The following is a 24,118-nucleotide window of genomic DNA, read 5'->3' as shown; positions in this document are numbered from 1 at the left end:
GATGATGAACTATAACCGAGCACCAACAGCCTGCGTGGCGGATTCGTCACTGGTCAATCCAGGACGCCTTGCAATGTCGCCGGGGCGCCATGCATGACGCAGTGCGCCAGCCCGTCGGCCTGCGACAACAGATGGTCGGCAAAGAAGCAGGCGGTGGTGATCTTCGCGCTGAAGAAAGGATCCTCCCCCGCCTCCAGCTTGCGACGTGCCACCAGTGCCGCGCGAGCGAGCTGCCAGCCGCCACACACCAGGCCGGCAAGACGCAGCAAGGGCACGGCCGAGGCATGCGCCTCACCCGGCATCTCGGGGTAGCTGCGGAGCATCCACACGACAGATGAGGTCAGTGCGTTAGCGGAAGTATTGAGCGCGGCACCCAGGCGGCTGAATGGCTCGCCGCCCGCCACCGTGCAGGCCGCTGCCACTTCACGCACATCGGCAATCACCTGGCCGATGGCCGCGCCTTTGTCGCGCGCGATCTTGCGACCGATGAAATCGTTCGCCTGGATGGCGGTGGTACCTTCGTAAATCGTGGTGATGCGCGCGTCGCGCAGATGCTGGGCTGCACCGGTCTCTTCGATGTAACCCATGCCGCCGTGCACCTGTACGCCCAGCGAGGCCACTTCGACGGCCGTCTCGGTACACCAGCCCTTCACCACGGGAATCATGAGATCAACGAATGACTGCGCCTGCGCACGCTGTACCTCGTCCGGATGGCGCTCGGCCTTGTCCATCGCGGCAGCCACTACACAGGCCAGTGCCCGCATAGCCTCGGTCTGCGACTTCATGAGCATCAACATGCGACGCACGTCCGGGTGTTGCACGATGGCAATGCGCTCGCCGCCCCTCACGGCGGGGTTGTAGCCCTGCACGCGTTCGTGGGCGTAATCACGAGCCTGCTGCCAGGCGCGCTCGGCGAGCGCCACGCCTTCCAGCCCGACGGCGAAGCGCGCAGCGTTCATCATCACGAACATGGTGGCCAGCCCCGTGTTGGGTTCGCCGACCATGTAGCCCACCGCGCCACCATTGTCACCGTAGGACATGACGCAGGTGGGACTCGCGTGAATGCCGAGCTTGTGTTCCAGCGACACGCAACGCACATCGTTGCGCGCACCGAGCGAGCCATCGTCGTTGACGAGGAACTTGGGCACGAGGAACAGCGAAATACCTTTCACGCCCTCTGGCGCATCGGGCAAGCGGGCCAGCACGAGGTGGATGATGTTGGGCGTCAGGTCGTGTTCGCCGTAGGTGATGAAAATCTTCTGGCCGCTGATGCGATAGGTGCCATCACCCTGCGGCACCGCCTTGCTGCGCACGGCGGCGAGGTCTGAACCGGCCTGCGGCTCGGTGAGGTTCATGGTGCCCGTCCATTCGCCCGACACCATGCGCTCCAAGTAAGTCGCCTTCAGGGCATCGGAACCGCGCAGGGTCACCGCTTCGATGGCCCCGTTTGTCAGCATCGGACACAGCGAGAACGCCATGTTGGCGCTCTTCCACATTTCGTTGATGGCAGTGCCGACCAGGCGCGGCAGACCTTGCCCACCGTGTTCCGGCTCCGCGACGACGGCTGTCCAGCCGGCTTCGCAGAACTGGCGGTAAGCCTGTTGCCAGCCTGCGGCAGTCTTTACCTCGCCATTGGCGAGCCTCGCACCATCACGATCACCAACCCGGTTGAGTGGCGACAGGACGCCGGTGGCGAACTTGCCAGCCTCTTCGAGGATGGCCTCGACGAGGTCAGGGGAATTCTCTTCGCAGCCGGGCAGGCTGGCAAGCTCGTTCAGCCCGGCCAGCTCCGACAACACGAACTGCATCTCGCGCAATGGCGCACGGTACTCATTCATCTGTCCCCTCCTCGTTCTCAAGAAAGTTGCCGGGCCGCCACAAGACTTTCCTGGTCCCCACGGGGGCGGCTGAGCCCGCAGGGCCAAGCCGGGGACTCAATGACTCTGTGGCACCACCTCGTCCAGAGTAGCCGGCTGGCCATCGAGACGGACTTCCCGTACAGCGTGCAGCACCTGCTCCAGCCTGCAGCTGCCACAGGCAGCCCATGGGCGCAGGTAAGCGCTCCCGCCGGGCATCTGGCTGCGCCGCAGGGGGCTGCCATCTGCCGCGAAGAACAGAAGCTCTACAGAAGAAGTAACGGCCGCAATGCGGAGGGCTTCAGCTTCGTCGCCCAGCGCATGCAGGACGGCGTCATCGGGGTTGAAAACGAAAACTCGCACCGCGCGGGATCCTTTGCCTGAAAAAGCCGGAAGCGGGCGGCTTCCGGTTTTTTCTGATCATGATCCAGTTATAGCGCAGAGACGAGTTGGGGGACTGCCTCGAAAAGATCGGCAACCAGGCCGTAATCCGCGACCTGGAAGATCGCGGCATCGGGATCCTTGTTGATCGCGACGATGACCTTGGAGTCCTTCATGCCGGCAAGGTGCTGGATCGCGCCGGAGATACCGATGGCGATGTACAGGTCTGGCGCAACGACCTTGCCGGTCTGGCCAACCTGGGCATCATTGGGCGCGAAGTTGGCGTCGACCGCAGCACGCGAGGCGCCAATCGCGGCACCAAGCTTGTCGGCCAGGGGTTCGAGCACGCTGTGGAAGCTTTCAGCGCTACCCAGCGCGCGCCCTCCCGATACGACGACTTTGGCACTGCCCAGCTCGGGACGCGCCGACTCGGTGAGTGCGCGGCTGACGAGCTTGCTGACGCCGAGATCCGGGCCGGCAGGAGCGGTTTCAACAGCGGCGCTGCCTCCCTCTGCTGCCGCGTCGAATGCCGAAGTACGCACCGTAACGACCTTGAGCGCATCGCTGCTGCGCACCGTTTCCAGCGCATTGCCGGCGTAGATGGGGCGCACGAAGGTGTCAGGCGCCTTCACTTCGATGATGTCGGAGATCTGCGCCACATCCAGCAGGGCCGCAACGCGGGGCCCGAGGTTCTTGCCGAAGCTGGTGGCTGGCAGCACGACGTGGCTGTAGCCCCCGGCAAGCTGGGCCAGCACGATGCCGAGGTTTTCGGCGGTCTGGTCGGCGTAGTGCGCCGCGTCCACGACGCGTACCTTGCTCACGCCGGCCAGCTTTGCAGCGGCTTCGGCGACCGCGGCGCAGCCGCTGCCGATGACGGCGATGTGCACATCGCCACCAATGCGCTGTGCTGCGGTCAGTGCATTGCGGGTGCCGCTCTGCAGGTGTTGGTTGTCATGTTCTGCAACAAGAAGGATGGTCATCGCGTCTTCCTCAAATCACTTTGGCTTCGTTGCGCAGCTTGGCAACCAGCTCTTCCACGCTGGCGACCTTCACGCCGGCCTTGCGCACCGGCGGTTCGCTGACACTGATGGTCTGCAGGCGCGGCGTCACATCGACACCCAGCGCGTCGGGCGTCACGGTCTCGAGTGGTTTCTTCTTCGCCTTCATGATGTTGGGCAGCGAAGCAAAACGCGGCTCGTTAAGACGGAGATCGCAGCTCACGACGGCCGGCAAGCTCACCTGCAGGGTTTCCATGCCGCCGTCGACCTCGCGCGTGACGGCGATCTGTTTGTCAGCCGGTGCGAGCTTGGAGGCGAAAGTCGCCTGCGGCCAGCCCAGCAGCGCGGCCAGCATCTGACCGGTCTGGTTGGCATCGTCATCAATGGCCTGCTTGCCGAGAATCACGAGGCCCGGTTCTTCCTTCTGTGCGACCGCCTTGAGCAGCTTGGCTACGCCCAGTGGCTGCAGCTGTGCATCGGTCTCGACGAGGATGGCGCGGTCGGCTCCCATCGCCATTGCGGCACGCAGCGTGTCCTGACATGCCGTCACGCCGCAGCTGACCACCACCACTTCGGTCGCCACACCCGCTTCGCGCAGACGCACGGCCTCTTCCACGGCGATTTCATCGAAGGGATTCATCGACATCTTCACGTTGGCCAGATCCACACCGCTCTGGTCGGCCTTGACGCGGATCTTGACGTTGTAATCCACGACCCGTTTGACGGCCACGAGCACTTTCATCTCACGCTTCTCCTTTTTCCAAAGATGCCGAATTATCGCATTGCAGCAGGCTGCAGCCCGCATAACCGCACGTTATCAGGCGATGGACACAACTTGATACAAGGCCTTACCCGAGGGAAACACCCCTGATCCGGGCGCTGGCTAGGATGCACCCGTCCCACTGATTCACCACGCTCAGTCGGCACCATCCAACCATTCAGGAGCGCCATCATCATGAAAGCCTCGATCACTCTCGCCTCTGCCGCACTCGTTCTCTTCGCCGTCTCCGGCACCGTCCTCGCACAGCAGGCCGCTGCACCGCAGCCGCCCAAAGCGGCTGAACACTTCAAGGCCGCCGATGCGGACGGCGATGGGTTCATCTCGCGCGCCGAAGCCGAAAAATCCATGCCCCGTCTGGCCCAGCGCTTCGATGCACACGACACCGACAAGGACGGCAAGCTGAGCCCGGCAGAACTGCACGGTGCAGGCGGAATGCGCGGCGGCCACCACGGCGACCGCCAGCATCGCGACATGCCCATCACACGTACGGAACTCGTCGCACGCCACGAGCAGATGCTCAAGCGCTTCGACAGCGCGGACACCAATCACGACGGTGTGCTGAGCCCCGAAGAGCGCAAGGCCGCACACGACAGCCTCCGCCCCCGCAAGGCAGCGCCTGCCGCACCGGCTGCGACCAAATAAGGCCGCATGCGGCAGCGCAAACCTGCCTGCTGCGCGGCTCGGATAGACTCCGGGAGATCCGGAGCCGGGGAACCATGGGCACCTGCGCCTGTCCGTTCCCCGGCTTCCATTTACTTTGCCCTGATCTGCTATCCCGCTCTCACCTTTCAACGAGCCGCTCAATGAACGCCCTGCGTAACCTCCCTCCCCGTCTCGCTTTCCTGGCCGTCTTTGTCGGCTGCGTCGTACTGCTGTCGTTCGGTCTCTACCTGCAGCACGTCAAGGGCATCGAGCCCTGCCCGCTTTGCATCCTGCAACGCTATGGTTTCGTTGCAGCTGCCCTGATCGCACTGCTGGGCACGATCTTCAATCCGCGCAACATCCTGCTGAAAATCTGGGGGGTCCTGCTTGCTGCTGCGGCCATCGCCGGCGGCTCGGTGTCCGTGCGTCAGATCTGGCTGCAACACAACCCGCCAGAGATGAGCACATGCGGCCCTGACCTCGAGTACATGGTGAGCCAATTCCCGCTCGCCGACCTGCTGCCCAAGCTGTTCCAGGGCGAGGGGGACTGCGCCAAGATCGACTGGACTTTCCTCGGATTCTCGATCGCCGAATGGGCATCGGTCTGTTTCACGCTGATCATCGTGATTGCGCTATGGCAGGTGTTCCGCAAGCAGGCGAAAAGCTGACACCACCTCAGGGGTAGGCCATCCAGTGCCCCCTGCAGGCCCCTCGCGCGGTCATGAAACGACCTCGCCAGGGCTGCAGGACGTCTCGATAATTTCATATGACGCAATGCAATCTTATCGGGTAAGATTGCACGATGCGAAACGAGAAGACGGCAGCTTCCCCTGCAGAAGACAGCGAGAGCAAGGATTCACGCGGCTCGATCCAGGTGATTGACCGCATGATGAGCTTGCTCGACGCGTTGGCAGAATCCAATGATCCCCCCGGACTCAAGCAGCTGGCGCTGGATACCGGATTGCACCCCTCTACGGCGCACCGCATTCTTGCCTCTCTGTGCGCCAATGGTTTTGTCGATCGCACCAACAACGGCGCCTACCGCCTTGGCATTCGCCTGCTGGAGCTGGGCAACCTCGTCAAGACGCGCATCTCCCTGCGCGAAACCGCGATGCCTTCGATGCTCAAGCTGCACGCCACCACGGGTGAAAGTGTGAACCTCGGTATGCGCAGCGGCGACGAGATCGTCTATGTCGAACGCACGTCGAGCGGTCGCTCATCCGTGCGCATCGTCCACATCGTTGGTGCCCGCGCACCGCTGCACACCACGGCGACCGGCAAGCTGTTCCTTGCCGACGGTAACGCCGATAGCAACAAGGCCTACGCCGAGCGCACCGGCCTGCCGGGCAGCACACAGGCTTCGATCACCACATTGAAAGCGCTGGAACAGGAGCTGGAGCGCGTGCGCCGCCACAAGGTCGCGTACGACATGGATGAGGTGGAAGTCGGTGTGCGCTGCATTGCCGCCGGCATCCGCGACGATGCGGGCGCCCTGGTCGCCGGTCTGTCTCTGTCGACTCCCACCGAGCGCTTCAACCCGGACTGGGCCCCCCTCGTGCTCGAAACGGCCGAAGAAATCTCGCGCGCGCTGGGCTTCTCTGAACGTCTCGAAAAGCGTCGTCGCTGAAGAGCGCACAAATGAAAAAGGGACCGACGATGTCGGCCCCTTTTTCATTCTGCAGTTCGATCAGAGCTGGCCGCTGACCGGCCCATGAGCAATACGTGCAGGCTCTACCATCTTTTCGACCCACTTGCGGATGCGATTGGCGTCGGCCACCCTGGTGTATCGCCCCCAGGAATCAAGCAGCACGATGGCCGTCGGACGATTGTTCAGCATTGCGCGCATCACCAGACACTTGCCGGATTCGCTGATGTAACCCGTCTTCTGCAGATCAATCTGCCAGTCCGAGTCACGCACAAGAGCATTGGTGTTATGGAAAGCGCGGAGACGTCCCTTGATCAGGAAGCTGTACTCCGGCAGCGTCGAGAACTCACGGATCAGCGGGTAATGCGAGGCGGCTGCGGTCATACCGACGAGGTCGCGCGCTGAGGCCACATTGTTCTTGTTGAGACCACTGCTGTCGAAGAAGCGGGTCTCCTGCAGATTGAGCGAAGCTGCCTTGTGGTTCATGGCTTCGATGAAGGCAGGCAGGCCACCGGGGTATGCGCGGCCAAGCGCCGAAGCGGCGCGATTTTCAGAAGCCATCAGCGCGAGGCGCAGAAGGTCTTCGCGGGTGAGCCGCGTGCCAACCGGCAGATGCGAGGACGTGCCCTTGAGGCGGTCGATGTCGTCATCCGAAATCTCGATGACTTCGTCCAGGCGCAGATTGGCATCCAGCACGACCATTGCAGTCATCAGCTTGGAGATGGATGCGATCGGCTGAACCATGGAAGCATTACGTTCGAGCAGAACGCGGCCCGTCTCGATGTCCTGCACAACGAAGGCCGACGAGCGCAGCAGCGGATTGCCTTCGGGATCGAATTCCGGCTCGGAACGCAGCTCGCGCAGCGTCACCTTGCGTGCCTTGGCACGAGATGCAGCAGGAGAGGTTTTTGCGACAGCCTTGCTTGCGCGAGGCGCGAGGCGCGAAGACTTGAGGCTGGAAGCTTTGGTGACGGAGGTTTTGGTGACGGAGAGTTTTTGCGCACGGGCATCGCGTGACTTGGTGCGCGCGGTAGCCGCATCGGCCGTGGCTGGAATCACCAGGGCGGTGGCTAGCGCCAGACATGCGATGCGAAAAAGGGAACGAAAAACCATCCAGAACTCCAGAAATACCAAGGCGCTGTCAAATTGTAGCAATACTCTGAAAAATTAAATACATGGGAGAAGCATTTCATGCTCTTTCGAAGATGTCTGCGCGGCTCACCCTGACCTCCGGCTGCACTGCGGTATCGATGCGCAGGAAGCGCTCGATCTCGGCACGGCGATGCATCGCATCCTTGTAACCCAGTTCCATCAATTCGCGCGTATAAGGCTTTTCGAACAACAGGTAGCTGAGCAACGCCGAACCCGAACGCCCGTAAGCCCCGATACCGCGCAAAACCGTCCGCAAAGCCCAAGGCAGCGCGTAGGAATGCCGCGCTGCAATGTAATCGAGCCGTTCGCTGGGCGAGATCACCAGTGCCTCGATCGGCTTGAGGGTCACGCCAGCACGTTCCCTCACCTCAGGCGGAATGCGCCCCCACGTGTCGTTGATGCGCTGCATTCTTTCGAGGTCAACGGCCAGACCGTCGAGAAAGATACTCGACATGGCATGACCGGCGATCTGGGCTGGCGAAGGGTAGCGATCGGTACGCGCACGGCGGGTTTCGCCCTCCTGACGGCCGTTGCCGATGACCAGTACGCGGTCCGCACCGAGGTGCACCGCCGGGCTGACGGGTGCCAACTGGCGCATCGAACCGTCGCCAAAGTACTCACGGTGGATCTTGACGGCCGGGAAAACGAAGGGAATCGCGCTTGAAGCCATCAGGTGATCGATGGTGATGCGGTTGCGCAAACCGACGCGCTGAGCCCGCCTCCAGGGCTCTACGCCGGGCGCTGCCTCGTAAAAGGTCAGGCTTTCGCCAGATGAGTAGCCCGAACACGTCACGCTGGCAGCATAGAGGTGACCGTTGTCGATCGCTTTGCCGATGCGCTCGAAATCGAGGTGGTGCGTCAAAAGATCGCGCAGCGGGGTGTTGTCGAGCAGGGAGCGCGGACTGCGATGGAACAACCATCCCATCAACAAGGCGCTGGCCCAGCCGAGTACGGACTGCGTAACGGCAAGGGTGTCGGAACGATAAACCTGACCCACAGTAAAGTTGCGCCAGATCCAGGACAGCCGCCGCACGGACTCACCGAAGTTGTCGGCGTAGCATGCCAGCGCCATGGCGTTAACAGCCCCGGCCGACGTACCGCAGATGATCTGGAAGGGATTGCCCTCCCTGCGCCCCCAGATGGTACGAATCGCGGCCAGCACACCCACCTGGTAGGCCGCGCGCGCGCCGCCCCCCGTCAGGACAAGCCCTGCTCTCTCCGCCCTTGTCTCCGCCATGATGAAGCTCTCCTCCATCGACGATGCGACGCTTTCTGCGCCTGCACCTTCACTGACCGAGATTACGGCATATCGTCACCCGAACTGTAGCGGGACCCGCTCAGCGGCTGGCTTCCACGACAGTGAGCGCTGTCATGTTGACGATGCGACGCACTGTCGCAGTCGGTGTAAGGATATGGACCGGCTTCGACGCACCAAGCAGGATGGGGCCGATGGTCATGCCCTCGCCCGAAGCGGTCTTGAGCAGATTGAACGCGATGTTGGCGGCATCCAGCGTCGGGAAGATGAGCAGGTTGGCATCCTCACGCATCTTCGCGTTGGGGAAGATCTGCAAGCGCGTGGACGCATCCAGCGCGGCATCGCCGTGCATCTCCCCTTCCACTTCGATGTCGGGACGACGCGCCTGCAGCAGCTGAAAGGCTTCGCGCATCTTGCGCGCCGTTGGCGTGTCGTCGGTACCGAAACTCGAATGCGACAGGAGAGCGAGCTTGGGCGTCATGCCAAAACGTCGTAACTCCTCGGCCGCCAGACAGCTCATCTCGAACAGTTGCTCTGCCGTGGGATCGTAATTCACGTAGGTATCGCACAACGCCACCGTGCGCCCCGGCAACACCAGCAGGTTCATGGCGTAAAAGTGCTTAACGTCAGCCCGCCGCCCAAGCACGGTCTCGATTAATGAGAGATGCTGGCTGTGCATGCCGTAGGTGCCGCAGATCATGCCGTCGGCGTAACCGAAGTTGAGCATCAGGGCACCGATCAGGGTCGTACGCCGACGCACTTCGCGCTTGGCGTACTCGACGGAGACGCCACGACGCTCCATCAGGGCGTGATAGTGCGTCCACAGGTCGCGGTAGCGAGCGTCCGAATCCTGGTTGACCAGTTCGAAGTCAACCTCGGGCCGCAAACGCAGTCCGAAACGCTCAATGTAGCGCGCCACCACCTCGGGCCGACCGATGAGGATGGGGCGCGCCAGGCCTTCATCAACCACGGCTTGCACGGCACGCAGCACACGCTCGGATTCGCCTTCTGCAAAGATGATGCGCTTGGGCGCGCGCTTCGCTGCGGCAAATACCGGTTTCATGATGAGGCCGGATTGCCAGACGAAGTTGTTGAGCTGCTGAGTGTAGGCCTCCCAGTCCGCGATAGGCCGCGTCGCCACACCAGACTCCATCGCTGCGCGCGCCACGGCAGGGGCGATCTTGACGATCAGGCGCGGATCGAAGGGTTTGGGAATGATGTACTCAGGACCAAAGGCGCACATCTGTTCGCCATAGGCCGCCGCCACAATCTCTGAAGCCTCGACCATCGCCAGATCGGCAATGGCGCGCACAGCAGCAAGCTTCATCGCGTCGTTGATGGTCGTCGCGCCGACATCCAGCGCGCCACGGAAGATGAAGGGGAAACAGAGAACGTTGTTCACCTGGTTGGGATAGTCTGAGCGCCCCGTCGCGATGATGGCGTCGCTGCGTACCGACTTCACTGCATCCGGCAGGATTTCCGGCACTGGATTCGCCAGTGCGAAGATCAGCGGACTGGCCGCCATCTTTGCAACCATCTCAGGCTTGAGGACGCCAGCGGCCGAAAGCCCCAGAAAGACATCTGCGTCGCCAATCACTTCTGCGAGCGTGCGCGCTTCGGTCTTCTTGGCGTAGCGCGCCTTGATCGGCTCCATCTCCTCGATGCGACCTTCGTAGACGACGCCCTTGATGTCGGTGACCCAGATGTTCTCGACCGGAATGCCCAGCATGACCAGCAGGTCGAGGCACGCCAGTGCCGCCGCACCAGCACCGGACGTCACCACTTTGACCTTGTCGAGCGGCTTGTTCAGCAGACGCAAGCCGTTGAGAATCGCCGCCCCCACTACGATTGCCGTCCCGTGCTGATCATCGTGGAAGACGGGAATGCTCATGCGCTCGCGAAGCTTGCTCTCTATATAGAAGCACTCCGGCGCCTTGATGTCCTCGAGGTTGATACCACCAAAGGTCGGCTCCAGCGAGGCGATGATGTCGATAAGCTTGTCCGGATCGCGTTCGTCGATCTCGATGTCGAACACATCGATGCCGGCGAACTTCTTGAACAGCACCGCCTTGCCCTCCATCACTGGCTTGGCCGCCAAGGGCCCGATCGGCCCCAGACCCAGCACCGCCGTGCCGTTTGTGACCACACCGATGAGGTTTGCCCTTGCCGTCAGTGCACTTGCCTGTGCCGGATCTTCAACGATCGCATCACAGGCTGCAGCGACACCCGGAGAGTAAGCCAGTGACAGGTCGCGCTGGTTGGTCAACGCCTTCGTCGGCGTCACGGCAATCTTGCCCGGCTTGCCTTGCCTGTGATACTCCAGCGCCGCAGCGCGAATCCTCTCGTCCATCCAGCACTCCTGCTTCTGCAATGAGGCGAGCTGCAACGCTGCAGCCCTGAATGCCAAGGATTCTACGCTTCGTGTCGCTCGAGTGATTCCGGGGAAAACCGCTAGAACTCGTGGATTTCCACACTATCAGCCGCACGTGGAAAAACAAAAAGCGCCGACTTGTCGGCGCTTGTCTGCGGTTTCAACACTCCCAGGCTCAACCGGGCGTGCCGGTCGAGTCCGGCTCGGCTTCGCCTGCCGCAGGCACCTTGGGAAGCGAACCGTTCAGCTCCGCCACCTGGCGTACGCTGCCAAACTTCATCACCTGGCGGAAACGTTCCAGCTCATTCAACACCTTGTTCGGGTAGGTCAGATCTTCCGGATCCGACACGCCGCCGTATTGCTGCAAAGCAGCCACGATTGCGCCATTGGTACGCAGGTACTCGCGCAGGATCCGAGCACCAACACGCAGGTTCTCGCTCGGATCCAGCAACGCCGTATTACCGAGTGACCCGTCGATTTTGTCGTGATGAAAACGCGGAATGATCTGCATCAGGCCCTGAGCGCCGAATACGCTCTCTGCCAACGGATTGAATCCGGACTCCACCGAAGTCACCGCCAGGATCAGGACCGGATCGATATTGCTGGCGGTTCCTTCGCGGATAGCATCGCGTACAACCTGCTCAAGTGCTTTGCCAGCCACCTTATGGCGTTTGGCAATGTACTGGATCAGGCGCATGTATTCAGGTGACAGCTTGTCCGACGCGGCTACACCCGCCGCGTATTCCTTCACCGAATCGGGAGCCGCAGGACGTGATTCAGCCCAGGCACGAGGATCCAGACCGCCAATGCCGTGCGCTGTGTACTGGTAAGCCATGATGATTGCGACGGCAACACCCGCAACCAGCAAGCAGCCATGGGTGAAACTGAGGACAAAATTTGCCAGGTGTCGGCCAGCTCGCTTCAACAGCGAGCCCGTAGGTAATGACTGATCCATACTTTCTTCTCCCGGAACCACCAGACACGACGCACACGCAAGCTCCTGACTGCGACGCAGACAAGCCGTGATGTGGTGATTTCCTCTGGCTGACCCGGCAACACACAGGCGCCAATTGTTATATCAAGCAGACCGGACGCACAGGGCGTCGGTCACGGCAACTGAACAGGAATATTGGTGTTCCGCAGTGGGGATCCAGCCACAGAACTTTGGTTTCAGGCTTGCTCCGAAGCCCGGCCTGCTCAGCTTTTTGGGATGATTTGATATCGCTTGAGCGAATTGAAGATGGGCGTATTTTATTGATTTGATTGAACAATGTCAATACGCGCCAGAACCGCATGAACACTGGGCGTTTGCATTTGTCATGCCCATGCCATGCGGGTGAAATGATCCGACAAAATCCATGACACAAAAAACAAGGGGCGCTTTCGCGCCCCTTGTTCATCGGACTCTATCCGTTCAGGACGGACGTGAACCCGAGGGGAAAGGCCAGGCGGCCGTCGGATTGAGCGACGACTTGAGGCCAGGCGTTGCAGCCGTAGAAGGAGTCGGCTTTGCTTCGGCCGCGGGTGCGGCCGGCGCTGCAGCGGCAGGTGCAGCCGGAGCAGCAGGCGCGGCGGCAGCAGCAGGAGCTGCCTCAGCCTTCGGTGCTGCGGGCTTCTTTGCCGCGGGCTTCTTCTTTGGAGCAGCCTTCTTTGCTGCCGGAGCAGCAGGCTTTGCTGGCGATGCTGGTGCGGCAGGTTTCGCAGCAGCAGGCTTCTCTTCAGCAGGTTTAGCCTTGGGAGCAGCCTTCTTCGCAGCAGGCTTCTTCGCAGCAGCAGGCTTCTTCGCAGCGGCAGCCTTGGCAGCGGGCTTTTTAGCAGCCGGCTTCTTGGCCGCAGGCTTTTTAGCAGCCGGCTTTTTAGCAGCCGGCTTCTTCGCAACGGCAGCCTTCTTGGCAACCGGCTTCTTCGCCACTGCCTTCTTGGCTGCGGGCTTCTTGGCGACAGCCTTCTTCACTGCGGGCTTGGCTGCTGCCTTCTTGGCAACCGGCTTCTTGGCTGCGACCTTCTTCACTGCGGGCTTCGCTGCAGCCTTCTTGGCGACCGGCTTGGCGGCTGCCTTCTTGACTGCGGGCTTCTTGGCCACGGCCTTCTTCACTGCAGGCTTGGCGGCTGCCTTGGGAGCGGCCTTCTTGACTGCGGGCTTCTTGGCCGCAGGCTTCTTGGCCACTACCTTCTTGGCGGCGGGCTTGGCGGCTGCCTTCTTTACTGCCGGCTTTGCTGCGGCCTTTGCCTTGGGAGCGGCCTTCTTGGCTGCGGGCTTGGCTGCCTTGGGAGCGGCCTTCTTTGCTGCGGGCTTGCTAGTCGACTTCGTTGCCATAACACACCTCCTTTGCTAGTCGCCGGGTTGTCACCCAACACAAGGACTGCACTGCCAGCCTGGCGAGCTGGAAGTGCGTTGCCGTGCTACCGCACGGCGCTGGAAAAACCTTTCAGCCAAAAACAAACGGCACAACCAGCCCTGCTCATAAGGGGCTGGCTGTGCCGACAATGCGAAGTGATCTGGAAAGTAATCAATCCCAACTCAGTGTCCCACCCGTTTGATACTCGATCACACGGGTCTCGAAGAAGTTGCGCTCCTTCTTCAGGTCGAGCATCTCGCTCATCCACGGGAAGGGGTTCTCGGCCCCCGGGTAGATGGCGTCGATGCCGATCTGCTGGCAGCGGCGGTTGGCAATGAAACGCAGGTATTCCTTGAACATCGATGCGTTAAGACCGAGCACGCCGCGCGGCATGGTGTCTTCGGCATAGCGATATTCGAGCTCGACGCCCTGCTGGATGAGGCCACGGATTTCCTGACGGAACTCAGGCGTCCAGAGATGCGGGTTCTCGAGCTTGATGGTGTTGATGAGGTCGATGCCGAAATTGCAGTGCATTGACTCGTCGCGCAGGATGTACTGGTACTGCTCTGCCGCTCCCGTCATCTTGTTCTGGCGCCCGAGCGCGAGGATCTGCGCAAAGCCAACGTAGAAGAAGATGCCTTCCATGATGCAGGCGAAGACGATCAGGGAGCGCAGGAGCTGCTGGTCAGCCTCCGGCGTGCCGGTCTTGAAGTTTGGGTCGGTCAGGACATCGATGAAGGGGATAAGGAACTCATCCTTGGCGCGAATGCTGGAGACCTCATGATAGGCATTGAAGATCTCGCCTTCATCCAGCCCGAGCGACTCGACGATGTACTGGTAAGCGTGGGTGTGGATCGCTTCTTCAAAAGCCTGGCGCAGCAGGAACTGGCGACACTCGGGTGCCGTGATGTGGCGATAGGTACCCAGCACGATGTTGTTGGCAGCCAGCGAGTCCGCCGTGACGAAGAAGCCAAGGTTGCGCTTGACGATGCGGCGCTCGTCTTCGGTCAGGCCGTTGGGATCCTTCCAGAGCGCGATGTCGCGAGACATGTTGATCTCTTGCGGCATCCAGTGGTTGGCGCAGGTGGAGAGGTACTTCTCCCATGCCCACTTGTACTTGAACGGCACCAGCTGATTGACGTCGGTCGCGCCGTTGATGATGCGCTTGTCAGAGACATTCACGCGACGGAACTCTTCATCCGCTGCCGGCGCCGCAACCTGACCCGAACGGGAATGGGCTGCCTGCGGTTGGGAAGACAGTGTCTGCAGTCCAACCTGCAGCGAGTCGGAGCTCGCAACGTCGATGTCGTTTTCAAAGTTCAGCATGCCATTATCCTTTAGATGATTTTGCTTTCGAATGCAAACATTTTCTTCATCAAGCGAAGGTCGCAACGCTAGCGCTGGCGCGGCTCTCCGGCCCATCAACGCATTTGTCATACACCCCAGCTCGCCGCAAACCCGCATGAAACAAGGCTTTGCGAGAATCACCGCTTTTCAGCAGCGCGCCATCACACACTTCGAGGCACGTTTGCACAATCCCAACACTCTCGACGCGCGATCGTGAGTCACGTGCGCATCTTGCTCTCTCGCAAAACGCACACAGCACGCTTCATCGAGAGACTTCCATCACTACACTGTGACGAAAATCGTCACTTTTCAGCCCCACTGACGCGATGAGTTTTCGGGTCAGTCACATCACTTCGCTCATCGATGCGCTGCCATCACAGCATCGTCGACTCAGCCGACAATGCCCTGCTTGCGCGGCGCACCAGGTGATGCGGACACGCCGCATCACGCCGGCGACACTAACTTACTGGCAAGCCTCGCACTCGGGGTTGTCGATCGAGCAGAACTTCGCGGCTTCGGATGCGCCGTCACCGGCACCCGCTGAGCTAGCCGCAGCCACGCCACCGCTGACCGGCACGGCATTCAGTTCGCCGCCACGCCCAGTCGACTTCTCGGCCGACGTAGCCCCCATGGCGCGCAGGTAGTACGTGGTCTTGAGACCCCGCAGCCAGGCGAGCTTGTAGGTGTCGTCGAGCTTGCGACCCGAAGCGCCGGCCATGTAGATGTTCAGCGACTGCGCTTGGTCGATCCACTTGGAGCGGCGTGCAGCGGCTTCGACGATCCACTTCGGCTCGACTTCGAAGGCGGTCGAGTACAGACGGCGCAGCTCTTCGGGGATGCGGTCGATCTTGGCCAGCGAACCGTCAAAGTACTTGAGGTCAGCAACCATGACTTCGTCCCACAGACCCAGTTTCTTGAGGTCGCGCACCAGGCTCTCGTTGGCGATGGTGAATTCGCCGGAGAGGTTGGACTTCACGTAGAGGTTCTGGAAGGTGGGTTCGATGCAGGCATCCACGCCAACGATGTTGGAGATGGTAGCCGTCGGGGCGATGGCAACGCAGTTAGAGTTACGCATGCCGACCTTGCCGATGCGGGTACGCAGCGCCTCCCAGTCCAGCGTCGAAGAGCGGTCGACTTCGACGTAACCGCCACGCTCCTGCTCCAGCATCGCCAGGGTGTCGAGCGGGAGGATGCCGCGATCCCACAGCGAGCCCTTGAACGAGGTGTAACGGCCGCGCTCTTCGGCCAGATCGGTCGAGGCCCAGTAGGCGTAGTAGCAGACAGCCTCCATCGAACGGTCAGCGAACTCGATGGCCTCTTGCGAAGCGTAGGGGATGCGCTGGGCGTGCAGGCAGTCCTGGAAGCCCATGATGCCCATGCCGACCGGACGGTGCTTGACGTTGGAGTTGCGTGCCTTGTTGACGGCGTAGTAGTTGATGTCGACCACGTTGTCGAGCATGCGCATGCCGACACGGATGGTGCGACGCAGCTTGTCGTGGTCAAGGACCTTGCCGCCCTGACCGTCATCCTTAAGGTGCGCCAGCAGGTTCACCGAGCCGAGGTTGCAGACGGCGATTTCGGAGTCGGACGTATTGAGCGTGATCTCGGTGCAGAGGTTGGAGCTGTGCACCACGCCAACGTGTTGCTGGGGCGAACGGACGTTGCAGGGATCCTTGAAGGTGATCCAGGGGTGACCCGTTTCGAACAGCATCGACAGCATCTTGCGCCACAGTTGCAGGGCCGGCATGCGGCGGAACAGCTTGATCTCACCCGCGTCAGCCTTGCGCTCGTAAGCCACGTAGGCCTGCTCGAAGGCCTTGCCGAACTTGTCGTGCAGGTCGGGCACGTCGGAGGGCGAGAACAGGGTCCACTCGCCGGCGTCCATCACGCGCTTCATGAACAGGTCGGGAATCCAGTTCGCGGTGTTCATGTCGTGCGTGCGGCGGCGCTCGTCACCGGTGTTCTTGCGCAGGTCGAGGAACTCCTCAATGTCGAGATGCCAGGTTTCAAGGTAGGCGCAGACGGCGCCCTTGCGCTTGCCGCCCTGGTTCACCGCAACGGCCGTGTCGTTGACCACCTTGAGGAAGGGGATCACGCCCTGGCTCTTGCCGTTGGTGCCCTTGATGCGGGCGCCGAGCGCGCGCACCGGGGTCCAGTCGTTGCCGAGGCCGCCGGCAAACTTCTGGAGCATGGCGTTTTCCTTGATCGCGCCGTAGATGTCGTCAAGGCTGTCATCCACCGTGGTCAGGTAGCAGGACGAGAGTTGCGAGTGCAGCGTGCCGGCGTTGAACAGGGTCGGCGTCGAGCTCATGAAGTCGAACTTCGAGAGCACGTTGTAGAACTCGATGGCGCGGGCTTCGCGGTCGATCTCGCCGAGTGCGAGGCCCATGGCGACGCGCATGAAGAAGACCTGCGGCAGTTCGATGCGGCGATCTTCAATATGGAGGAAATAGCGGTCGTAAAGCGTCTGCAGGCCGAGATAGCCGAATTGCAGGTCGCGCGAGGAGTCCAGTGCGGCACCGAGGCGCTCAAGGTCGTAGTCGGCCAGACGGGGGTCGAGCAGCTCGGCGTCGATGCCCTTCTTGATGTACTGCGGGAAGTACTCGGCATAGCGGGTCAGCATCTCGGCCTGACCGACTTCTTCGCCCAGCACTTCGAGACGGATCTCGTGCAGCTGCAGACGGGCAGTGACGTAGTTGTAGTCCGGATCCTTTTCGATCTGGGTACGAGCTGACAGGATCAGAGCCTTGCGCACTTCTTCGCCCGGCACGCCGTCGTAGATGTTGCGCAGCGCAGCGTCGATGATGCCATCGGGGCTGACGTGATCACCCAGACCCACGCAAGCGGACTCGACGAGGCGATGCAGGGCCTTCAGGTCGAGCGGACGACGCACGCCGTTCTCAACCACATGCAACAGCGGTTCGGCAGGCGCTTGCTCGACAGCTGCGGCAGCGCGCTCGGCTGCACGCTTTTCGCGGTACAACACGTAGGCACGTGCGACGTCGTGTTCGCCGGAACGCATGAGGGCGAGTTCGACCTGATCCTGGATGTCTTCAATATGGAAGGTGCCGCCGTTGGGCTGACGACGGATGAGGGCGCGCACGACATTGTCGGTGAGCTGGGCCACCACGTCGCGGACACGTGCCGACACCGCACCATGCGAACCTTCGACTGCGAGGAAAGCCTTGGTCATCGCCACTGCGATCTTGGCCGGCTCGAAATGCACCACGGCGCCATTGCGACGGATGATCTTGTAGTCGGCAAACTCCACCACCCCAGTATTCGTCGGGACTACGTTGCCGGCGGCAACAAACGTGGGCTGCGGGGTTTCGGTCGCAAGCTGCATGAACTCTCTCCTTGCTGTTAGGCCTTCGGGTCACGGGCGGCCTTTCGCGACCGTTTACTCCCCGAGGCTGATGATGTTGCGAACTACTATATGTAGTAGTCCGGTGACTGCGTGCAACTAATTCTAGTGGGGCACCCTTCGACTGACAAGCAGGATTTTGCTTGTGCAACGCGTCAGCATCCCGGCGCAATTGTCAACGGGACGAGAGCCCCAGTATTGGCGCGGACGAGCGCCGGATTGCGTGCTCGTCAATACGTACAAGAGATGATGTAGCGCCGCTGATCTGCGACGCGCAGAAGGCTCAGACAGCCAGCAAGGCGGTCAGGCGCGGCCAGTCGAAACAGGGGCCGGGATCGGTCTTGCGCCCCGGCGCGATGTCGCTGTGACCACAGACGTCGGCCGCCGGGAAGTGTTGCCGCAGTGCGCGGATGAGTTGTGCCAGCGCTTCGTACTGCTGGACGCGGAACGCCAGGGTGTCGCACCCCTCCAGCTCGATGCCGATGGAGAAATCATTGCAGCGCTCGCGACCACGCCAGCTGGAGACCCCGGCATGCCAGGCACGGCGTCCGACCGGGACAAACTGCATCAGCGAACCATCACGACGGATGAAGAAGTGCGCCGACACGCGCAGCTGATGGATGCCTGCGTAGTATGGATGTTCGGCGGGATCGAGCGTATTCGTGAAGAGCTGCTCGACGCCGAGCCCGCCAAACATGTCGGGCGGCAGACTGATGGCGTGCACGACGATGAGGTCGACTGTGCAACCCTCGGGGCGCTCGTCCTGATTGGGTGACGGCACAGCACGGGCACCGGCAATCCAGCCATCGTCGCGCAATGCATGCCCCGGATCATTCATTTGCCGACTCATCCTCACCCTTCGCCCTGCACCAGCCACATATTGAGTAGACGACGCGCAGCCGGTGCGATCTCGCTGGCCGTCAGTCCTACAGGTCCGACCCCCTGACCAGACAACCAGTCTGCTGCTGCACCATGCAAATGGACCCCGGCCGCCAGTGCCAATGCTGGCTCCCAGCCTTGTGCGAGCAGCCCGAGCACCAGACCGCTGAGTACGTCGCCACTGCCTGCCGTTGCCAGACCCGCGTTGCCGGTGGTGTTGATCAGCCAGCGACCATCGCGCAAGGCAACCACACTGCCCGCCCCTTTCAGGACGACATGCGACTGGTAGCGACGCGCCATCTCCAGTGCCATGCTTACGCGGTCGTTCTGCACGTCGCTCGTCGCACACTGCATAAGCCTCGCAGCTTCGGCGGGGTGCGGCGTGAGAATGGCCGGCACATCACGTCGCGCCAAAGCAGATTGCAGCTGTGGAGATTGACCCAGCAACGTCAGCGCATCGGCATCCAGCAACAGCGGGCCGGAGAAGGCCACGGCACGACGCAGCTGCTGCGCTGCGATTTCCGACAGCCCCATACCTGGGCCAACAGCCAGCGCGCTGCAGAGCAAATGCAGATCCGTTGCCGCTCTCAGCATGATCTCTGGCTGCATGAAATCGACGACGGGCCCACCGGCGTCGAGCACGCCACCGTACACACGCCCCGCACCGGCCATCAATGCCGCACGTGCCGTCAACAGTGCGGCCCCCACCATGCCCGTCGCACCACCGATGACCCCAGCCTGTCCGAACAAGCCCTTGTGTACATTGGCGGCGCGCGGCAGCAGCGCAGCCGCGAAAAACTCTCGTCCCAGCACCCGTCCCGGCGCCGCTTCTGCCGGCAGGTCGAGGGAGTGCAAACTCAGCTCGCCGCAGTGATCCGGGCCATTCAGTGTGAGCAGCCCTGCCTTCATGGCAATGAAAGTCGCGGTATGGGAAGCGCGTACTGCAGCCCCCAGCACACGTCCGGTATCCGCATCCAGCCCGGATGGCACATCCAGCGACAGCACCGGCGCCGACATCTGCGACAGGCGAGCAATCCAGTCGGCGTAGCGGCCTTCCGGCGGACGCTTGAGGCCGATGCCGAAGATGGCATCGACGATCAGCGCCCAGTTGGAGCCCACGAACTCGCTGACCACCTGCCCGCCGGCAGCCTGCCAGGCTGCACGTGCCTGACGCGCATCGGGCGGCATCTGCGCCCCTTCGGCCAGGCAGGCAACGATGACTTCATGCCCCTGCTCGCGCAGCACACGGGCCAGCACGAAACCATCACCGCCGTTGTTGCCAGGCCCCGCCAGGACCAGTACGCAGCCTTGGCGCGCTGCGAGCATCCGGGCTGCACAGCCCGCAGCCGCTTGCCCCGCACGCTCCATCAACGGCAAGCCTGCATGGCGCAACTCCATCAACCGGACTTCCTCGCGGCGCAGGATCGCCGACATCAATCACGCTCCTGCAGCAGACGGCGCAAATGTTCGACCGGGATCGCGTAAGTGATGCCGGTCGGCTCGGCCATGCCGGGCTCGCGCGCCTGCCGCACCATGCCGCCACTGACCACGCCGAGCACCTGCCCGCTGTCGATATCGACGACGGGACTACCACTGTTGCCGGGACGGGCAACGGCGTCGAGCACATAAATGGGGTAGGCGCCAGCCACCATCTGCCGGATCACGGCAGCCTCCAGCCGATCGGCCCGCGGTGCGGGAATGCTGATCGGGGCGATGGCAGAAATGACACCCGCCTGGATGGCAGGCGTCAGGCCCAGCAAGCCCGGCAAGGGGAAGCCCATCAGCATGATGCTCTGCCCCTCGCGCGCGGGGGCAGACGCCAACGGCAACGCTGGCAGCGGGGCACCATCGCGGATACGCAGCACCGCCAGATCATGCTGTTCGTCGATGACGAGCCGTTGCACTTCGCGCGGCACATTGGGCTGGGAGGGCTGGACCACGACCATGATTTCCAGCTGCTCGGTGTTCTGCTGGCGCAGGCGAACGTGGGCATTGGTCGCCACGGTCCGGCCGTCGCCGACCACGAACCCCGTGCCCAGCGGAACGAATGCGGGACTGCGGGTGCGTTGATAAGTCCCGACGACGACCAGCGAAGCTTTGACGTTTGCTGCCGTGTCCGGCAAGCCAGCCTGCACCGTGCAAGGCAGAAGCGCTGCGGCCAGAAGCGTCACGGCTGTGACGCACCATCGCCCCAGGAAGCTTCGACTGCTACGCATCTCCGCACTCCTGTTCAAGACACCATCCCGATGCCGCAATCCATGCTGCTCCCGGCGGAGCGGCTGAGCGTGCCGACCGGAACACCCAGCCCGCCTGTGGCTTACAGGGTCTTCCGGAAAGCGACGATTTCCGCATGCAGGGGCAGATCGGCAGGCACACCTTCCAGGGCCTTCTCGGCCTCCTTGGCAGCCGTCGCTTTGTCACCCGTACGCGCCAGCGCCTTGGCGTAGCCCAGACGCACCGCAGATGCCTTGGGGGCCAGCTCAACGGCTTCCTTGAGCATAGCCATGCCACGCGGTACCTGCCCACGCTCGACGAAGATGCTGCCTGCGGTTTCCATGATCGCCGGCACTCTGGGTGCCAGTTTCAGCACCTCTTCGGCGTACTGCACTGCCTTCGGATCATTCTGCTTGTTGGCCACCCAGGCGAGATTGTTGGCGATCACGACGTTGGACTTCGCCAGTTCGTTCAGGGTTTTGTAGAGACCCAGTGCTTCGGGATAACGCCCGGCGTTCAGTGCCTCGTCCGCCAACTGCATGCGGACCACGCCTTCCTTGGGATTGGCCTTCAGGTAGTCAGCCACCAGCTTCTGCGCATCAGCCGTACGGTTCTGCTGGTTCAGGGCCGCGCGCAGGCTCAACAGCACTTGCGGTGACTTCGACTTTTCCCAAGCCTGCTGCAGGGCTGCGCTGACATCGGCCCAACGCTTGTCGGCGGAATACAGATCGGCCTCAAGCAGGTAACCAGAGGGCGAGCCCGGTGCCGCCTTCTGCAGGCCACGAGCCAGTTGCAGTGCCTCACCGGTCTTGCCTTGCTTCAGGTAAATCGCTGCCAGACGCTGGGCTGCATCGGCAAAGTCAGGCTTGCTCTCCAGCGCACGACGGTAGTTGTTCTCCGCCGCAGTCAGGTCTTCACCGGCACGTTGTGCTTCAGCCAGATCAAAGGTAGCGATGGGGTTTTGCGGGTCTGCCGACTGCAGCTTGGCAAACGTCGCGATGGCCTGTTGCTTCTCGCCACCAGCGAGCTGGGTGCGGCCCAGCAGACGCTGCATGTCCGGGCTGTCCGGCTGGCTGGCCACGGCCTGTTGCGCCACGATGAGCGCCTGCTTGCCTTCCGAGGTGCGCAGCAGGAACTGCACCAGTGCCACGCGTGCCTCGTTACGCGCAGGATCCGCCGCAACGGCTTTCTCCAGGGCGGCGCGCACTTCGGGCAGCGGTGAATTGGTCTCCTGCAGGAACTGCGCATAGGTCAGCACGGCGCGGACATTCTTGGGGAATTTCTGCACGAAGCCCTCGAGACGCTTGCGCGAATCGGCGAGCTTGCCCTCGGCCATGTCCAGACGGGTCAGCTGGGTCAACGCGCCAAGATTCTCCGGCTCCAGGCTCAGCGCTTGCTCGAAAGCCTTACGCGCGCCCGGCATGTCCTTGGTGGACAGCAGGACGGCACCACGCACGTTGGAAACAGCCGCGTTGTTCGGGTGCTTCTTTTCCAGCACGGCAAGCGTCTGCAGGGCACGCGCCGTGTCGTTGCGCTTGAGGTGATTGGCGATGATGCCAACCTCGGCAAGGATGTTCGAACCATCGCCGCCGGCTGCGGCAGCCTCCAGATCCTGCAGGGCGCGGGCGTCGTCACCGGCAGCCATGCGGGCCATGCCCAGTCGGGTACGGGCGTCGCTTGACGCAGGAGCGAGTGCTGCGACCTTGCTGAAGTAATCGGCCGCGCGGTTGTAGTCGGCCTGCAGCATGTAGGCTTGACCAGCCATGTTGAGCGCCTCGACATCGCGCTTGTCCAGCTCCAGCAGCGGCAAAAGGATCTCCAGCGCCTTGGCCGGATCACGCATGGTCAGATAGCTCTGCGCATGCATGCGCTTGGCCATCGCCCAGTCCTTACGACGCGCGGTGACCTTGGCAAGCATGGTCTCGGCCTGCTTGGCGTCACCCAGACGCAGATTGGCCGAAGCGCCCAGCATCAGGGCCAATTCGTGCTCCGGCATCACACGCAGAATCTTGGCCGCCGCATCACGCGCTTCGACCGGCTTGCCCGCGCGCAGGGCCGCAACACCGGAGAAGTAGACAGTGCGTACGTCGTTGGGCGCCACTTCGCGAAGACGCGCCAGAATGGCATCCGCTTCAGCGTGCTTGGAACGACCGATATAGAGCGACACCAGACGGATCAGCGGCGCCTTGTCCGTCGGGCTATTCGCCTGCGCCTGCTTGGCGATCGCGATCGCTTCGTCATCCTTACCCTGGCTGGCCAGCACGTCAGCCTTCACCAGCATGGCTTCCTGTTGCTTGGGTTGCTTGGCAAGAATGGCGTCAATTGCAGCGAGACCCTCATCGACCTTTTCGCGCGCCAGCAGCACGCGCGCCTTGCCAAGATCGGCCGTCACAAGCCCGGCTTGCGCAGCGAGCGCCTGATCGAACTGAGCCGACGCTTCGTCGAGCTTTTTCTCGGCGAGGTAAGCATTGCCCAGCGCCACCGACAGACGCGCCTGTGCTTCCTTTTCGTCGAGCTTCTGCTTGCCGAACTCTTCGATGGCCTTGGCGGATTTGCCGGAATTGATCATCGCCTCGACGATCATTGGCGTCACTGCGCCAGCCTTGTACCCATACTCAAGCGCCTTGCGGAGCTCACGCTCGGCACCCACCGAATCACCCTGCGCCACCAGCACTTCGGCAAACATGAAGCGTGCATCGGGATTGCCCGAGTCTTTCTGCAGCGCATTCTTGAGGTGGATGATGGCCGTCGGGTAGTCACGCTTGTCGACGGCCTGACGAGCCGAAGCAAGCAGGGTCGCGGGGGACTCCGAGCACCCCGCCAGCAGCAGGGAGGCGGCGAGCACGCCGGTAAGCAACCAATTGGTATTGCCAGAAACGGACATTCGGATCTCT

18 protein-coding genes are annotated in these 24,118 nt (G+C 62.2%); 4 read left to right on the top strand and 14 right to left on the bottom strand.

The genetic code is table 11. The features are described from left to right. Positions 1–53: 53 nt before the first annotated feature. Entirely contained in the window at positions 54–1,838 is a 1,785-nt protein-coding gene (locus ABEA02_RS04760; protein WP_345531709.1) for an acyl-CoA dehydrogenase, read from the bottom strand. 99 nt (positions 1,839–1,937) lie between these two features. Between ABEA02_RS04760 and ABEA02_RS04755 the strand changes: the two genes are divergently transcribed. Continuing rightward, on the top strand, positions 1,938–2,240 hold the full coding sequence (locus ABEA02_RS04755) for a hypothetical protein (protein ID WP_345531708.1): 303 nt from the start codon (positions 1,938–1,940) through the stop codon (positions 2,238–2,240). Between the two features lie 47 nt (positions 2,241–2,287). On the opposite strand, the gene ABEA02_RS04750 is transcribed toward ABEA02_RS04755, so the two are convergent. Further along, complete coding sequence (locus ABEA02_RS04750) at positions 2,288–3,217, bottom strand: electron transfer flavoprotein subunit alpha/FixB family protein (protein WP_345531707.1); 930 nt, start codon at positions 3,215–3,217, stop codon at positions 2,288–2,290. A gap of 10 nt (positions 3,218–3,227) precedes the next feature. Beyond that, positions 3,228–3,977, bottom strand: a complete 750-nt coding sequence (locus tag ABEA02_RS04745) for an electron transfer flavoprotein subunit beta/FixA family protein (protein WP_345531706.1) — start codon at positions 3,975–3,977, stop codon at positions 3,228–3,230. A gap of 213 nt (positions 3,978–4,190) precedes the next feature. Between ABEA02_RS04745 and ABEA02_RS04740 the strand changes: the two genes are divergently transcribed. The 3 genes from ABEA02_RS04740 (at position 4,191) to ABEA02_RS04730 (ending at position 6,285) form a co-directional block, all read left to right on the top strand. Next, positions 4,191–4,658, top strand: coding sequence for an EF-hand domain-containing protein (locus tag ABEA02_RS04740; RefSeq protein ID WP_345531705.1), 468 nt, complete (start codon positions 4,191–4,193; stop codon positions 4,656–4,658). A gap of 161 nt (positions 4,659–4,819) precedes the next feature. Then, entirely contained in the window at positions 4,820–5,326 is a 507-nt protein-coding gene (locus ABEA02_RS04735) for a disulfide bond formation protein B (protein WP_345531704.1), read from the top strand. Positions 5,327–5,460: 134 nt separating this feature from the next. After that, complete coding sequence (locus tag ABEA02_RS04730) at positions 5,461–6,285, top strand: IclR family transcriptional regulator (RefSeq protein ID WP_345531703.1); 825 nt, start codon at positions 5,461–5,463, stop codon at positions 6,283–6,285. A gap of 60 nt (positions 6,286–6,345) precedes the next feature. On the opposite strand, the gene ABEA02_RS04725 is transcribed toward ABEA02_RS04730, so the two are convergent. The 11 genes from ABEA02_RS04725 to prsT all read right to left on the bottom strand — a co-directional run bounded on the left by ABEA02_RS04725 (position 6,346) and on the right by prsT (position 24,108). Next, a complete protein-coding gene (locus ABEA02_RS04725) occupies positions 6,346–7,416 on the bottom strand; it encodes a serine hydrolase (protein WP_345531702.1) in 1,071 nt (356 codons plus the stop codon). Positions 7,417–7,492: 76 nt separating this feature from the next. Beyond that, entirely contained in the window at positions 7,493–8,692 is a 1,200-nt protein-coding gene (locus tag ABEA02_RS04720) for a patatin-like phospholipase family protein (protein ID WP_345531701.1), read from the bottom strand. A 100-nt stretch (positions 8,693–8,792) separates the two neighbouring features. Then, complete coding sequence (locus ABEA02_RS04715; RefSeq protein ID WP_345531700.1) at positions 8,793–11,060, bottom strand: NADP-dependent malic enzyme; 2,268 nt, start codon at positions 11,058–11,060, stop codon at positions 8,793–8,795. 196 nt (positions 11,061–11,256) lie between these two features. Continuing rightward, positions 11,257–12,036, bottom strand: a complete 780-nt coding sequence (locus ABEA02_RS04710; protein WP_345531699.1) for a transglycosylase SLT domain-containing protein — start codon at positions 12,034–12,036, stop codon at positions 11,257–11,259. Between the two features lie 459 nt (positions 12,037–12,495). Next, positions 12,496–13,398, bottom strand: coding sequence for a histone H1-like repetitive region-containing protein (locus tag ABEA02_RS04705; RefSeq protein WP_345531698.1), 903 nt, complete (start codon positions 13,396–13,398; stop codon positions 12,496–12,498). 193 nt (positions 13,399–13,591) lie between these two features. Further along, on the bottom strand, positions 13,592–14,746 hold the full coding sequence (locus ABEA02_RS04700) for a ribonucleotide-diphosphate reductase subunit beta (protein ID WP_425584663.1): 1,155 nt from the start codon (positions 14,744–14,746) through the stop codon (positions 13,592–13,594). 484 nt (positions 14,747–15,230) lie between these two features. After that, positions 15,231–18,113, bottom strand: a complete 2,883-nt coding sequence (locus ABEA02_RS04695; protein ID WP_345531697.1) for a ribonucleoside-diphosphate reductase subunit alpha — start codon at positions 18,111–18,113, stop codon at positions 15,231–15,233. 301 nt (positions 18,114–18,414) lie between these two features. Continuing rightward, positions 18,415–18,969, bottom strand: a complete 555-nt coding sequence (gene ampD, locus ABEA02_RS04690; RefSeq protein WP_345531696.1) for a 1,6-anhydro-N-acetylmuramyl-L-alanine amidase AmpD — start codon at positions 18,967–18,969, stop codon at positions 18,415–18,417. A gap of 14 nt (positions 18,970–18,983) precedes the next feature. Beyond that, positions 18,984–20,444 (bottom strand): NAD(P)H-hydrate dehydratase, encoded by a 1,461-nt coding sequence (locus ABEA02_RS04685; RefSeq protein WP_345531695.1) that lies wholly within the window; start codon positions 20,442–20,444, stop codon positions 18,984–18,986. Next, positions 20,444–21,226 (bottom strand): S1 family peptidase, encoded by a 783-nt coding sequence (locus ABEA02_RS04680; RefSeq protein WP_345531694.1) that lies wholly within the window; start codon positions 21,224–21,226, stop codon positions 20,444–20,446. Before ABEA02_RS04680 ends, ABEA02_RS04685 begins: the two co-directional genes overlap by 1 nt. 101 nt (positions 21,227–21,327) lie before the next feature. Then, complete coding sequence (gene prsT / locus ABEA02_RS04675; protein ID WP_345531693.1) at positions 21,328–24,108, bottom strand: XrtA/PEP-CTERM system TPR-repeat protein PrsT; 2,781 nt, start codon at positions 24,106–24,108, stop codon at positions 21,328–21,330. Between the last annotated feature and the right edge of the window lie 10 nt (positions 24,109–24,118).

The organism is Viridibacterium curvum, assembly GCF_039544165.1.
GTDB lineage: Bacteria > Pseudomonadota > Gammaproteobacteria > Burkholderiales > Rhodocyclaceae > Viridibacterium > Viridibacterium curvum.
This window is presented reverse-complemented; position numbering and strand designations above follow the sequence as displayed.

Excerpts from the sequence above, each read along its gene's own strand:
- ABEA02_RS04760 (WP_345531709.1), bottom strand. The coding sequence starts at position 1,838 with ATGAATGAGTACCGTGCGCCATTGCGCGAGATGCAGTTCGTGTTGTCG.
- ABEA02_RS04755 (WP_345531708.1), top strand. The coding sequence starts at position 1,938 with ATGACTCTGTGGCACCACCTCGTCCAGAGTAGCCGGCTGGCCATCGAG.
- ABEA02_RS04750 (WP_345531707.1), bottom strand. The coding sequence starts at position 3,217 with ATGACCATCCTTCTTGTTGCAGAACATGACAACCAACACCTGCAGAGC.
- ABEA02_RS04745 (WP_345531706.1), bottom strand. The coding sequence starts at position 3,977 with ATGAAAGTGCTCGTGGCCGTCAAACGGGTCGTGGATTACAACGTCAAG.
- ABEA02_RS04740 (WP_345531705.1), top strand. The coding sequence starts at position 4,191 with ATGAAAGCCTCGATCACTCTCGCCTCTGCCGCACTCGTTCTCTTCGCC.
- ABEA02_RS04735 (WP_345531704.1), top strand. The coding sequence starts at position 4,820 with ATGAACGCCCTGCGTAACCTCCCTCCCCGTCTCGCTTTCCTGGCCGTC.
- ABEA02_RS04730 (WP_345531703.1), top strand. The coding sequence starts at position 5,461 with ATGCGAAACGAGAAGACGGCAGCTTCCCCTGCAGAAGACAGCGAGAGC.
- ABEA02_RS04725 (WP_345531702.1), bottom strand. The coding sequence starts at position 7,416 with ATGGTTTTTCGTTCCCTTTTTCGCATCGCATGTCTGGCGCTAGCCACC.
- ABEA02_RS04720 (WP_345531701.1), bottom strand. The coding sequence starts at position 8,692 with ATGGCGGAGACAAGGGCGGAGAGAGCAGGGCTTGTCCTGACGGGGGGC.
- ABEA02_RS04715 (WP_345531700.1), bottom strand. The coding sequence starts at position 11,060 with ATGGACGAGAGGATTCGCGCTGCGGCGCTGGAGTATCACAGGCAAGGC.
- ABEA02_RS04710 (WP_345531699.1), bottom strand. The coding sequence starts at position 12,036 with ATGGATCAGTCATTACCTACGGGCTCGCTGTTGAAGCGAGCTGGCCGA.
- ABEA02_RS04705 (WP_345531698.1), bottom strand. The coding sequence starts at position 13,398 with ATGGCAACGAAGTCGACTAGCAAGCCCGCAGCAAAGAAGGCCGCTCCC.
- ABEA02_RS04700 (WP_425584663.1), bottom strand. The coding sequence starts at position 14,746 with ATGCTGAACTTTGAAAACGACATCGACGTTGCGAGCTCCGACTCGCTG.
- ABEA02_RS04695 (WP_345531697.1), bottom strand. The coding sequence starts at position 18,113 with ATGCAGCTTGCGACCGAAACCCCGCAGCCCACGTTTGTTGCCGCCGGC.
- ampD (WP_345531696.1), bottom strand. The coding sequence starts at position 18,969 with ATGAATGATCCGGGGCATGCATTGCGCGACGATGGCTGGATTGCCGGT.
- ABEA02_RS04685 (WP_345531695.1), bottom strand. The coding sequence starts at position 20,444 with ATGTCGGCGATCCTGCGCCGCGAGGAAGTCCGGTTGATGGAGTTGCGC.
- ABEA02_RS04680 (WP_345531694.1), bottom strand. The coding sequence starts at position 21,226 with ATGCGTAGCAGTCGAAGCTTCCTGGGGCGATGGTGCGTCACAGCCGTG.
- prsT (WP_345531693.1), bottom strand. The coding sequence starts at position 24,108 with ATGTCCGTTTCTGGCAATACCAATTGGTTGCTTACCGGCGTGCTCGCC.